Annotated in this window: 8 protein-coding genes, 1 tRNA gene and 2 pseudogenes; 3 read left to right on the plus strand and 8 right to left on the minus strand. The window is 65.2% G+C overall.

Annotated elements, in window-relative coordinates; genetic code table 11:
- The first annotated feature begins 336 nt into the window (after positions 1 to 336).
- Both Q8J98_RS08960 and Q8J98_RS08965 read left to right on the plus strand, forming a co-directional pair.
- The gene (locus tag Q8J98_RS08960; protein WP_305294037.1) at positions 337 to 1,911 is read left to right on the plus strand and encodes a hypothetical protein; all 1,575 of its coding nucleotides are present in this window, start codon (positions 337 to 339) and stop codon (positions 1,909 to 1,911) included.
- A 9-nt stretch (positions 1,912 to 1,920) separates the two neighbouring features.
- Positions 1,921 to 2,334 (plus strand): hypothetical protein, encoded by a 414-nt coding sequence (locus Q8J98_RS08965; protein WP_305294038.1) that lies wholly within the window; start codon positions 1,921 to 1,923, stop codon positions 2,332 to 2,334.
- A 400-nt stretch (positions 2,335 to 2,734) separates the two neighbouring features.
- Here Q8J98_RS08965 and Q8J98_RS08970 read toward each other — a convergent pair.
- The 8 genes and pseudogenes from Q8J98_RS08970 to Q8J98_RS09005 all read right to left on the minus strand — a co-directional run bounded on the left by Q8J98_RS08970 (position 2,735) and on the right by Q8J98_RS09005 (position 11,458).
- Positions 2,735 to 2,824, minus strand: a tRNA-Ser gene (locus Q8J98_RS08970).
- A 60-nt stretch (positions 2,825 to 2,884) separates the two neighbouring features.
- A complete protein-coding gene (locus Q8J98_RS08975) occupies positions 2,885 to 3,601 on the minus strand; it encodes an alanyl-tRNA editing protein (protein WP_305294039.1) in 717 nt (238 codons plus the stop codon).
- Complete coding sequence (locus Q8J98_RS08980; RefSeq protein WP_305294040.1) at positions 3,601 to 6,111, minus strand: DUF3772 domain-containing protein; 2,511 nt, start codon at positions 6,109 to 6,111, stop codon at positions 3,601 to 3,603. Before Q8J98_RS08980 ends, Q8J98_RS08975 begins: the two co-directional genes overlap by 1 nt.
- A complete protein-coding gene (locus tag Q8J98_RS08985) occupies positions 6,111 to 7,142 on the minus strand; it encodes a cysteine synthase A (RefSeq protein WP_305294041.1) in 1,032 nt (343 codons plus the stop codon). Before Q8J98_RS08985 ends, Q8J98_RS08980 begins: the two co-directional genes overlap by 1 nt.
- Positions 7,143 to 7,179: 37 nt before the next feature.
- Positions 7,180 to 8,346, minus strand: a complete 1,167-nt coding sequence (locus tag Q8J98_RS08990) for an NUDIX domain-containing protein (protein WP_305294042.1) — start codon at positions 8,344 to 8,346, stop codon at positions 7,180 to 7,182.
- Positions 8,346 to 8,786, minus strand: a complete 441-nt coding sequence (locus Q8J98_RS08995) for a TrgA family protein (protein WP_305294043.1) — start codon at positions 8,784 to 8,786, stop codon at positions 8,346 to 8,348. Before Q8J98_RS08995 ends, Q8J98_RS08990 begins: the two co-directional genes overlap by 1 nt.
- 323 nt (positions 8,787 to 9,109) lie before the next feature.
- Positions 9,110 to 10,173 (minus strand): annotated as a pseudogene (locus Q8J98_RS09000) (FAD-binding domain-containing protein).
- Between the two features lie 49 nt (positions 10,174 to 10,222).
- The gene (locus Q8J98_RS09005) at positions 10,223 to 11,458 is read right to left on the minus strand and encodes an aminotransferase class V-fold PLP-dependent enzyme (protein ID WP_305294044.1); all 1,236 of its coding nucleotides are present in this window, start codon (positions 11,456 to 11,458) and stop codon (positions 10,223 to 10,225) included.
- Positions 11,459 to 11,634: 176 nt separating this feature from the next.
- Between Q8J98_RS09005 and Q8J98_RS09010 the strand changes: the two are divergent.
- Positions 11,635 to 12,681 (plus strand): annotated as a pseudogene (locus Q8J98_RS09010) (extracellular solute-binding protein); the annotation flags it as partial.
- Positions 12,682 to 12,800 lie beyond the last annotated feature (119 nt).

A 12,800-nucleotide genomic window follows, 5' to 3' on the forward strand; every position in this document is an offset into this window, starting at 1 on the left:
GCTGCAGCACAACGCCAAACCGAAGCCCTTCGTCTGGAGCAAGACCGCCGATGATATCATCACCCGCGAGCGCCGCGCGCTCGATGCTCTCGATGAAATCAGGGGAAATCGGTAGCAAATGTCAGACTCGGAACACTAGGCCGTGGGCGGCGCAACCTGTCTTTCGAGGATCTCGTTAACCTGGAAGCTCGTGCCGAAGGGCAGCGGCACTTTGAGGTGTCTCTGGAACTCAGTCATGCTGGAGCGGAGTATCGGATCACTAGGACAGGAAAGCCTGGGCCCGGCGCGAGTGGAGAGTACATCTCCGGGGTCTATGTTGAACGCGGGGGACACCACTTGTCACCTGAGCAGGGCACCGTAGAACTCGAAAGAATCCTGCCGAAGGAGATCGCCCGATTTTTTCTGTTCGATGGCGAACTCTTGCAAGAGTACGAGGATCTGCTTCATGGGGACAGCAACATGGGACCGCAAATCAGCGCTGCTGTTGAGCGGATCCTAGGTTTGCCAATCCTAACTGGTTCACGGGAGAGTGCCAAAGCTGCCCTTGATCGGGCAGAGTCCGCACTTGCTTTGGCCGCCCAAGGCGATCAAAAGACCCGCGAGTTTGGCAATCAACTCCAAGATTTGGCGGCGCAGCGCTTGGTCCTTACACAAGACCTGTTCCGACTAGAGGGCGATCTTGAAGGCCTCCGGGGTAGAAAGGCGGCCATAGAGGCAGATATGCGTCGGCGTGAGCGCTTCGCGGCCATGCTGGAGAAACGCGATCGCCTCGAGGATGACCTCAGCAAGTCCGAACAGAAACTCATTCAATCAGGTGCCACTCTGACGACTGCCATGGGGCCTGCATGGGCGGTGTTAATTCGCCCTCGGCTTGTCGCGGCCATGGCCGATCTTCGCGCGAGGGAAGCTAACCTGCAGGCTTCTGTCACAAGAGCACACGTGCTGCAGGAACTGGCGCACGGTCACGCGCCGGACTGCCCAACCTGTCTGCAGAAAGTCGGTACGGAAGCCCAAGCTCGCATCAAGTCCGCTCTGGAGTGCGGTCAAGACACGGGCGATGCTACCAGCCAGCGCGAACTGGCTAATGTACGCCGTCGCCTCGATGCACTCCAGGCGCAGATTGAAGCTGCAAATCCGGAAGCCCTGCGCTTGCTTTGGTCCGGATACGAAGATCTACAGAACCAAATCTATGCTCTGAAGGGAGAAATTGAGGAGATCGGTCGCCAGATTAGTGGTGACGTAGAAACGGAACTTCGCGGTCTGAGCCGTGACTATGACAGCACGCTCCGTGAGATCGTTGCAACCGAGGAAGGGGTTGCCGCCACTCAGGGCAAACTAGGCGAAAACACCCTCTACAGGGATAACATTCAGAAGCGGCTGGAAAAGCTGGCAGGTGGTCAGATGGAGGCCGAACGCCGCCGACGTGATTTGGCGGGGAAGGTCCACGACCTCTTCCAATCGGCGGTAGCTGCTTATCGCGAGCAACTCCGAAAACGAGTAGAAGCGGATGCTAGCACGTTTTTCCTGAAGATGACGACCGAGCCAGATTATGCCGGACTTACGATCAACGACAGTTACGGCCTGACCATCCTCCATCGCGACGGTACGATCATCCCAGTGCGTTCTGCTGGGGCCGAGCATGTCGTTGCGCTGTCTCTGGTGGCCGCGCTCCAGAACAATGCGCCGCTTCGAGGTCCAATCTTTATTGACTCGCCTTTCGGACGGCTTGATGCCGGACACCGAAAGCGGATCGTAGCCGCCCTCCCCGACATGGCGGATCAGGTAGTGCTCTTGGTCTACGAGGATGAGCTTCCAGCAGCGATTGCACGAACCACACTCAAGGAGCAGCTGAGGGCCGAGTGGGTACTCACTCGTGAAACAGCGCGACATACTCGTATCGCCAGCCGTTAAGGAGCTATCATGGTCGCCGAAAAAGCAGACAAGAAGACGCTGGGAGTTACTTCCATCAACGAAAAGACGCTAAGCGCTCTTGCAAGTGCCGGCCGCTTCAACACCGACATCGAAGCAGCGAAGTTCGCTCTGGCTTATGCGATAAACGAGGGGGTGACGCGTGGGACAACAGACGGAACAGGCACCAAGTGGAACGTTGGCAGCTTTGATAGCGACGGTGGGCTCAAGGCTGTCATCGAAGCTCTCTATCCCGACGAGCCGAGCCCTTATCGCCTGATCGAGCATCTCATTAACGCAGGCCTGCAGCTTATGGACAATAATGATGGTCTGCCACCGGACGTAGCCGGACTCGTGCTCGCTGCTGCAGAGGACCGGGGGTCCATCAAGGATGCACACCTACCCAAAGCGGGGGCATCCAGCTAGTGCTCGAACGCGTAGCACAATTCAACTTTGAATCGAGGACGCACCTAGCCTGTCGCAGCGGCATGGAAGTAATGGTTGACCAGACCTAGTTGGGTAAGTCTGTCAACGTGGGGGAGACCAATGAACAATGGTTCAACGATATTCGATTTCTGTTTCTTCGCCCGAACGCCACCGGCGTCTAAATGCCTAACTTAATCGCAAAAAAAATAGCAATTCCAGTTGGTTGAAAGAAATTCACCAGAATGACGCAGGCAACAGGTCTGGAGAATATCGACCAGGAGAGAAGGCTTTCTGGCCTTTTGGGTAGTGTGCCGGTGCTCAGCCCCTCCCGCATAACCCCCGAAAACAACGGAAAAATCCGGCCGCAGCCGGATCGGGAGAACGCTTTCGCGAGGGCAAGTGGCGGAGAGAAGGGGATTCGAACCCCTGAGACGGTTCCCCGCCTACACACTTTCCAGGCGTGCGCCTTCGACCACTCGGCCACCTCTCCGTCGGGCGCTCAATAGCGCGGCGAGGTGCGCAGGCGCAAGGGGGGATGCGGCGCGCGCGATCACCCGAGTTCGAGGCTTACCCGGCGATTCTGGCGGCGCTTGTTTTCGATCTTGCCAAGGCGCACCGCGCCGATCTCGCCGGTATGGGCCACATGGGTTCCCCCGCAGGGTTGCAGATCGACCTGTTCCGTCGCGGTGCCGATGCGGATCAGCCTTACCCGCCCCTGCCCTGCCGGTGGTGCCACCGAGAGGGTCTTGACCAGCCCCGGGTTTGCCGCAAGTTCCGCGTCGGTGATCCAATGCTCGGTCACCGCCAGATCGCGCGCGATGAGCGCGTTCACCTCTGCCTCCAGCGCCGCGAGATCGGCGGGCGGTTCCGGCATGTTGAAATCGAGCCTGCCCTTGCCCGCGCCGATCTGCCCGCCGGTCACCGGCAGCGCGATCACCACCGACAGCAGATGCAGCGCCGTATGAACCCGCATGTGCGCGTGTCGCCGGTCCCAGTCGAGCAACTGGGTCACTTCGGCACCCACCGGCGGCAGCGCTGCGGCCGCATCCGGCACCAGCACCACCGCACCGCCCTCGCCCTTGACCGCGGTTGTTACGGCCACGCTGCCGCCCTGCCAGCGGAGCGCGCCGCTGTCGCCGGGCTGGCCGCCGCCGGTCGGGTAGAAGATCGAAACATCGCAAACGATGCCGCGATCCGGTCCAAGGGCGCGCACGCGGGCCAGAGCTTCGCGCTGATAGGGGGCAGTGCGGTAGAGCGGTTCGGCCATCAGCCATCGTCCTCGTCTTCGGCGGGGTTGTTGTTTGCGGGGGCCGGTGCGGCATGCGGCGCATCCTCGGTTTCGCTGGCAAGGTGCACGAAGCCTTCGCCGAGATCCGGCTTGCCCGGCATCGGGGCGGCGCGGCGTGGGGTGGCCGGGCGCAGCGCCTCGGGGTTGCGCAGCCAGAGGTCGCGCTGCGGGAAGGGAATCTCGATCTTCTCGCGGGCAAAGGCCGCGGCAATTTCATGGTGCATGTCGGAGGCGGTAGCCAGCTTGAAATTCACGTCGGAAAGAATGGCGCGAATTTCGAAATCGATGCCGTCGGTGCCGAAACCGACCAGAAACACCCGCGGCTCGGGGTTCAGCATCACCATCGGGTGGTTATGCGCGATTTCAGCCAGCAGCGCCTCGACCTTGCGCGTATCCGAGCCATAGGCCACCGAGACCTTGACGATCACCCGCCCGGTCAGATTGAAGCGGGTCCAGTTGGTTACCTGCCCGGAGACGAAATCGGCGTTGGGAATGATCACATCGGTGCGGTCGAAGGTCTCGATCCGGGTCGAGCGCACCGAGATCGAGCGCACGATGCCCTGATTGCCGCCAACCTCGATCCAGTCACCCTCCGAAATCGGCCTTTCGATCAGAAGGATGATCCCCGAGACAAAGTTCGAGACGATATTCTGCAGACCAAAGCCGATACCGACCGAAAGCGCGCCCGCAACGATGGCAAGCGAGGAAAGGTCGATCCCTGCCGAGGTGATGGCGAGAAGTGAGGCCAGAAAGATGCCAAAATAGCCAAGCCCCGAGGCGATCGCATTCTGCGCGCCCTTGTCGAGCCGGGTTTTCGGCATCACCGAGGTTTTCAGCGCCGATTGCAGCAGCCGCGTCAGCGCATAGCCAGCCGCGAATACCACCACGAAAGTAAGAAAGGCGGTTGGCGAAATCCGCACGCCACCAAACGAGATGCCAGCGCGGAACGAGGTCCAGAGTTCGGAAAGTTCGGCCGGGCGCATGCCCCAGATCAATGCCAGCAGCGGCACCGCCGCAAGCGCCAGCACAAAACCGATCAGCACCGGCACCAGCGCATCGCGCGCGGCATTGTCGGAGCGCATCGCGAGCGCGTAGAGATCAGCCGCAAAGCCCTGAACGACCATCAACAGCGCGACCAGCCCAAGTGACAGCAGCGCCGGCCAGATCAGCGCGTTGGCCGCGCTGACATAGCCCACGGCGGCCAGCAGGGGCGCGACAAGCGCCACCGCGATGCTCGTGTTGCCCACCAGACGCGTCAGCCGCATCCGGGCGCTTGCGTCGGGGGCCACCGGCTCGCTGGTGCGCGGTTGGCGACGCAAAAGCAGGCCGATGCGAAACAGCAAAAGCGCGGCCAGCGCGATCATCGGGGCCTGAATCACCGCCGCGGCGGCATCGGTGGTTTGCGGCGGCACCACCATCGGCATGTTGCCACGCAGCATCCCGACCGCCAGCGCCATGCCGGCGAAGGGCACGATGCTTGCCTGAATGAGGCCCTGCGCCGCCAGCAAAAGCCCGGTCATCGCAACCAGAAACCGCCCCTCGGCGCGGCGTTCGGCCATCAGCGCAATCGCCGCGTCGCTGGCCTCGTCACGGGGAAAAATCCGCCCGCCCAGCCACCATGCGGTCAGGATTGTCAGCCCGGCAAAGGGCAGCTCTGCCAGAAGCGCGGTGCCGCGGGTGCCAAACAGGCCGGTTGCGGTCAGCGCCGCAACAAGCAGCAGCACCCCCGCCATCGGCAACAGGATCTGCCCGAGTGAAACCACGGCAGCCACCACCTGCCGCCCGCGCAACGAGGTGAGCCTGACCAGACGCTGCGACAGCGCCTCCATCCAGCCGCGCCCGCGCCACAAAAGCGCACCCGCGATCAGCAGGTAGAATGCAATCACCGGCGCGTTGGTCTTGATCTGCGCAAGCCCGCCCGGGGCCTCGGCACGGTCCCTTATCTCGCCACCAACCGCCCGCACCGCGCCGGAAACCGCAACGTAAGCCGCAGGCCAGTTGGCGGGATTGAGCGGCGTCGGCGACAGTTTCAGCAGCGCATCCGCCTGCCGCAGGCGCAGGATCGAGTCGATCTCGCGGATGATGCCGTCGGCCCGGCTCCAGGCTTCGACCGCCGCAAGCCCCGGCGCCTGCAGACGGGCAAGCTGGTCATTCAGCTCGGCGCGGCGCTGGGCGATTTCAGGGGCTTCGACCGCCCCTGCCTCGGGCACCGGGCCGAGCGCCGAGATCTGGCCCTTGAGTGTTTCGATCCGCGCCTGATCGGCGTTCTGTGCTGCGGCGAACTGGCTGCGCCAGGTGGCGATTTCGCCGCGAAGCTGGCTGAGCGTCAGATCCGAAGCCCGTGCCGCCGCGACGCTGTCTTCGGCGCGCGCCGCCACCCTGCCCCAGACCGTGTAATTGAGCGTGGCCAGCTGCGCGGCAAGCGGGCTGGCAACCAGCAGTGCCAGCAAGAGCGCCGCAAGCAGCCGGAGCGGGCTCACGCGCCGCATCATCCCTCGTAAACCTCGGGCAGCGCGCGGCCCGGCCGGTCAAGCCAGGCGGGCGTCGGCAAGCCGCGGGCGCGCAGAAAGTCGGGGTTGAACACCTTTGACTGGTAGCGCGTGCCATAATCGCAAAGCACGGTCACGATGGTGTGCCCCGGTCCCATCTCGCGCCCCATCCGGGTTGCGCCCGCAATGTTGACGCCTGACGAGGCACCAAGGCACAGACCCTCATCCTGCAACAGCGAAAACACCACCGGCAACGCCTCGGCGTCCGGGATGGTCCAACTCATATCGGGGCGGATTCCTTCAAGGTTCGCGGTAATGCGCCCCTGCCCGATGCCCTCGGTGATCGAGCTGCCGTGCGCCGCGAGCCTGCCGGTGGTGTAATAGCTGTGCAGCGCGGCACCCTCGGGGTCGGCAAGACCGATCTTGACACCCTTGGGTTGCAGCGCCAGCGCCACGCCTGCCAAGGTGCCACCCGAGCCCACGGCACAAACGAAACCATCGACCTTGCCGCCGGTCTGGGTCCAGATCTCCGGCCCGGTGGTTTCCAGATGCGCCTGCCGGTTGGCCACATTGTCGAACTGGTTTGCCCAGACCGCGCCATTCGGCTCGCTCTCGGCCAGTGCCGCGGCGAGGCGGCCGGAATAGCGGATGTAATTGTTGGGGTTGGAATAGGGCGCAGCAGGCACCTGCACCAGCGCCGCCCCGGCCAGCCGCAACATATCCTTTTTCTCCTGGCTCTGGGTTTCCGGAATCACGATCACGGTACGAAAACCCATGCTCGCGCCCACCAGTGCCAGCCCGATACCGGTGTTGCCCGCAGTGCCTTCCACGATTGTGCCGCCCGGCTTCAGCGCCCCGCGCGCCACCGCATCGCGGATGATGTAAAGTGCCGCGCGGTCCTTGACCGACTGGCCGGGGTTCATGAACTCCGCCTTGCCCAAAATCTCGCACCCCGTCGCCTGCGAGGCAGCGCGAAGTCGGATCAGCGGCGTATTGCCGATGCTGGCGGCGAGATCGCTGCAAATGCGCATGGAGGCTCCTCTTTGCACGGGCGGGCGTAAGCGAGACTTAAGCCGAGGGGGCCGCCGCCTCAACCCCTTTGGGCAGGGCGGCAGCGGCGCGATAACCGGCGCGGCGCGGTGCGAGCCACAATAGCAGCACCCAGAGCGGACCAGAGGCTATCTCGCCGCTCTGCATCAGCGCCTCGGCCTCGGCAAAACTCAACACATGCGCGCGGATATCCTCGCCCTCGTCATCCAGGCCGCCGGTTCCGGCCGCCGCATCGGGCAGATCGGCAAGCGCGAGGAAGGCATAGACATGCTCGGTCTTGGCCCCCGGCGATGGGTAATAGCGCGGACCGGCGATCAGGGCACCAAGCGCCAGCCCGGCTTCCTCCGCCGCCTCGCGCCGGGCGGCGGCCTCGGGGCTCTCGCCCGCGTCAACCCGGCCTGCAATCGGCTCCAGCAGCCAGGGGTTGGCATCGCCGCGCGCGAAGGCCGCGATGCGGAACTGCTCGACCAGCAATACCCGGTCGCGGAGCGGATCATAGGGAAGCACCGCGACCACATCGGTCGAGACAAAGGCGGTGCGGTTGATCGGTGCCGACATGGTGCCATCAAAGCGGCGGTGGCGCAGGCGGTATTCCTCGAGCGAAAAGAACCCGGCATGCGCCAGTTTCCATTCCTCCACCACCACATCGCCGGGAGCCGGGTGCCGCCGCACCGCCGCCGCGCCCGCGCCCCGCGCCCGCAGCCGCGAGGCTGCCCGGGCGAGCACCGAAGGGTAGCGCGCCAGCGCCGCCTCGGGGCTGATGCGCCCCATGCCCGCAATGAAATCTGCCGCCGCCTCGGGCACGATCTCGCCCCAGTCGCGCGCCCAATCCGCAAGCACCCAGGGCGCGCCTTCGCGCCAGCGCCCGGTATCGGCGAAATAGACCCGCGCCAATTGCTGCCCGCCGTTCGCCTGCACCGCGATCTCACGGATGACGAAGGCAAAGCCCGCCTCGTAATAATCAAGCCGCGCCGCATCCGCCTCGCTCAGGCCGCGCACCAGCACACCCGCCGCCCCGGCCCCGCCCGCGACCAGAAGCGGAAAGGGCCGCCCGCCCTCGGGCCCTTCCGCCGTCACCACCCGATGCCCGGGAAGGAATGCAGGTTCCATCGGCACCGCGCGCCCCAGCACCACCGCCAGCAGTGGCGGATGGCTGAGTGTGCCAAAGAAGAAATAGTCTGCCATCAGCGCCAGCGCCGCCCGGCCCATTCTGCGACAATGCCTGTCAGCAGCCCGCCCGCAACCAGCGTCGCCGCGACCGGCACCTGCAAGAGCGGTTTGCCAAAACCGATCGCCAGCGACACGATGTCAACCACCGCCTCGGTCGGGGTATCGTAATGGCGCGACCATGCAAGCTTGAACATCTGCATCACCGCCAGCACCAGCGCCGCCCCGATCACCATGTAAATCATCGCCCGGATCCCCGCGACCATCGCCGAGCCATAGCCGCCGCCGACCCGCGCGCCGCATTCGCGCCAGCCCATGATCGCCGCCACCGGCACCGTGACCGAAAACGCGATGATCGTGGCACGCATTCCCGGCTCGCCTTCGCGCAGCAGCCAGACCGTGGCGGCCCCGGTCAGCGCCATGAATAACGCGGCAAAGAACTTGGCGGCGGTAGGCATTGCGTGGTGGCCCCTTGGGGTGGCGATTGGCGGCAGTTTCCCCGAGTGGCGCGCGCGGCGCAAGGGGCCTCAGCCGCCACCCTTGCCTGCAAGCGCCGAAAGCGCGCGGCGACCTTCGGCAAGGCCAATCCGCGGCGCAGGGCGAGGGGTTGCGGCATCATTGTGCCAGCGGCGCGGGATCGCATCGAAAATGGCCTCTGCGCCGCCTGCCCCGGTTCAAGCCAGAACCGCCGATAGCTGCCCGCGGCATCGAACCGGTCGGCCTGTGTCGCCGGGCTGAACAGGCAAAACCAGGGTGCCGCGTCGGGGCCGCAGCCCGCCACTCATTGCCAACCCAGGGCATTTGAGGCGGCATCCCAATCGGTCAGGCATTCGCCAATCCGGGCAAGTCCGATGCGCCAGTCGGTCAGCAGATGCGTGGTCAGGTAGCTTGCCGCTATCAGCCGCGCCCGGTTGTGCATGCGCCCGTCGCTTGGATTTCGCGCATTGCGGCATCGACCATCGGCTCACCGGTCTGGCCACGCCGCCAGGCCTCGGCATCGTCGTTATCGCCGCGCCAGGGAAAACCCTCCCAGCCCGGGTGCCATGATCGGCTGGCCAGGTCGGGGAAATGATAGATGAGATGCGCCGCGAACTCGCGCCAGACCAGGTCGTGCAGGAACTGCCCTACCCCTGCCGCGCCCCCGTATGCTGCGCCAGCAGCACCCGTGCCAGTCCCGCCGAACCCCGATTTCGCCCAAGGCCAGATGCTCCGACAGGTTTGAGGTGCCGGGGCGGGCCGGAAAGTCGCGCGCCTTGGCATAACTTGTCGGCGCGTGCTCCAGAAAAGCCCCAATCCGCAAGCCGCGCGCTGGCAAGCCAGGGCTCGGGTGTCACAAGCTTTGGCGGCAGGCCCGGCGGCGGCTCCACTCCCTGCGCCTCGATGGCGCGCCAGAAAGCCGCGTACACGCGATAGGCCCCGCCGGAACCCGTCGCCACCGCCCAAGGTTCGCCAACAGTGCCCTGGCGTGGCTGCTCGCGGCTTCACCCCATCGGCGCGCAACGCCGCCTTCACCGCTCGGTCGCGCGCCATTTCTTCGGGCGTATAAAGCCGCCCCCAATGCCCCTCGCGTGCGCCCGTTTCGCCAACAGCCGCCCGCAAGACCGCAAGCGCCTCGCCGCGTCGCAATATCAGCCGCTCGCCCTGACGCTGCAATGTCGCGGCCAGCGCCGCAAGCCCCTGCCCCAGGTGCCAACGCGCGGCGGCACCAATGGCTTCGGCCTGCGCATCAAGCACGAATAGGCAGATGACGGGCCGCCCGCCCGCCGCCGCCGCCACCAGCGCCGGATTGTAGGCCAGCCGCAGATCGCGGCGAAACCAGACGATCACCGGGACCGCATCGCTCATGCGCGCGGCTTCTTCTTCGCCCCAATACCCCCGCCGGAGGCACCTGCCCTCACAGAACCCGCCCCAGCGCCGCAATCAGCCGCGCCACGTCTTCGGCGCTGGTGTAATGCACCGCCGACAGCCGCAGCACCCCTTGCCCGATATCCACCCCCATCGCCTCCAGCGGGCGGCGGGCATAAAAATCGCCTGCCCAGCAATTGATGCCCTCGCGCGCCAGCGCTTCTGCTACCGGCTCGGCATCGCGCCCGAGCGCCACCGCCACCGTGGGGGCGCGGCGCGCGGCATCGCGCGGGCCGATCAGGCGCAGGTCGTTGCGATCGGAAAGGAAATCGAGCAGCGGTGCCACGATGCGCGCCTCATGCGCGCGCATCAGATCATGCACCGCTTCGGCGCGCGCCGCCGGATCCGGCCCGGGGGCAAAATGATGGGCGTGCAGGTCGTCGAAGTAATCCACGATCCCGGCGCAGGCCGCGACCTGCGCGTGGTCGGGCCCCGCCGGGGTAAAGCGCTTGAAAAGCACATCGCCATTGAACCAGTGCCCCTGGTTGGGCAACCGCTCGGCCAGCGCCCGGCGGATCACCATGATCCCCTGATGCGGGCCGTAGACCTTGTAGGCCGAGAACAGATAGATATCGGCACCCAAGGCGGCCACATTGGGCAGCCCGTGCGGCGCATAGCTGACCCCGTCAACGCAGGTCGCTGCCCCCGCTGCATGGGCCATTGCCACGATCTCGGCCACCGGGTTGATCTCGCCCACCACGTTCGAGCAATGCGGAAACGCCACCAGGCGCACCCGCCCGTCGGCCAGAAGCGGCGCAAGGCGCTCCGGGTCAAGTTGCCCGGTCGCGCGGTCTATCTGCCACGCGCGCACCTCGACCCCGTCCGCCGCCAACCGTCGCCAGGGGCCGGAATTGGCCTCGTGGTCCTGACTGGTTACCACCACCGCCTCGCCCGGCTTCAGCGCACCCCGGAAGGCCTGCGCCAGCACATAGGTGTTGGCGCTGGTCGAGGGGCCAAAGCTCAGCTCGTCGGTCGCCACCGCCAGCATCGCCGCCAGCCTTGCGCGGGCCTCGTCCATTTCTTCACCGCCCGCCTGCGCGGCGGCATAGGGCGCATAGGGTTGCACCTTGCGGGTCCGGTAGAACCGCGCCAGCCTTTCGATCACCTGCACGCAGGCATACGAGCCGCCAGCATTCTCGAAGAACGCCTGATCGCGGAGCCCGGGTTGCGAAAACGCGGGAAATTGCGCGCGAACATGGCTGAGATCAAGGCTTGGCTGGGTCACTTCGTCCTCGCTCGGGCTGGCGGCACCTGGGTTGTGCCCAGGCGCATCTCGCCCCGCCCCCGCTGCCGGGTCAAGTCCCTGCCAGCAACGGAACCCGGCTGATTTCCGCTTGAAATTGGCTCCTCGGCGGCGTTAGCGTTGCGCGCCCGATACCCCATATCCCGGAAAGGACGCCGATGAAAACCACCACGCTCCTCCTGGCCTCCGTGGCCACCCTTGCCCTCGCCCTTCCCGCTGGGGCCGCCGACCCGCAGCTTCTGGTCTTCGACTGGGCCGGGTTCGAGGAACCGGGCCTGTTCGCCAGCTATGTCGAGAAACACGGGCAAGCGCCCAGCTATTCGTTCTACGGCGACGATGACGAGGCCTTCCAGAAGGTCGCCTCCGGCTTTCGTGCCGATGTCGCACACCCCTGCTCGCAGATGGTGTCGAAATACCGCGACGCCGGGCTGATCGAACCCTGGGATGTGAGCCGTATTCCCGAGTTCGCCAATATCGACCCCGAATTCCTCGCCTCGCCGATCTTCAAGGATGACGCGGGCGTGTGGTACATACCAACCGATTGGGGTGCCACCGCTATTGCCTACAACCCGGATCTGGTGCCCGCCGATGACGTGGCCAGCCTGCAGGTGTTCCTCAGCCCGAAATACAAGGGCCGCACCTCGCTGCCCGACAGTTCCGATGACGTCTGGGCGCTCGCCTACCTTGCTACCGGCGTCACCGACTGGACGGTGATCTCGGAAGATCAGTTCAAGGCCGCCGCCGCCTGGCTGCGCGAGGCGCACAAGAACGTCGCGAGCTACTGGGCCGACCCTGCCGAGATGAGCCAGATCATGGCTTCCGGCGAGGTGCTGGTGGCCTGGTCCTGGAACGACGGCGTCGCCTACCTGCAAGATGATGGCTACCCGGTGGCCTTCCAGCGCGAAGCGACCGAAGGCTCTTCAAGCTGGTTCTGCGGCTTCATCAACCTCAAGAACGGACCGGGCAGCGAAGACAAGGCCTATGACTTCATCAATTCCTGGCTGCGCCCCGAGGCGGGCCCGGCGCTGCTGGATGCAATCGGCTATGGCCACTCCAACACCCGTGCGATGGCGCTGATCTCGGATGAAGAACTCACTATCGCCGGTTTGAACGAGATTTCGGCCCCGATCCTGGCCCAGACCCCGAATGACCCGGCGATGCGCGAACGGCAACTTGCCGAGTTCGAACAGATCAAGGCGGGCTTCGGAGCTTTCCGCGGCCCCGATGCAATCGCCCGGCGTAGCCAGCGCCGGGCGTTTTTTTCGTTTCAATCCTGCTTCAGCAAAATATCCTCGGGGTGGGGTGCGGGGAGGGGCAGAGGCCC

The organism is Phaeovulum sp. (assembly GCF_030684035.1).
Lineage (GTDB): Bacteria > Pseudomonadota > Alphaproteobacteria > Rhodobacterales > Rhodobacteraceae > UBA6213.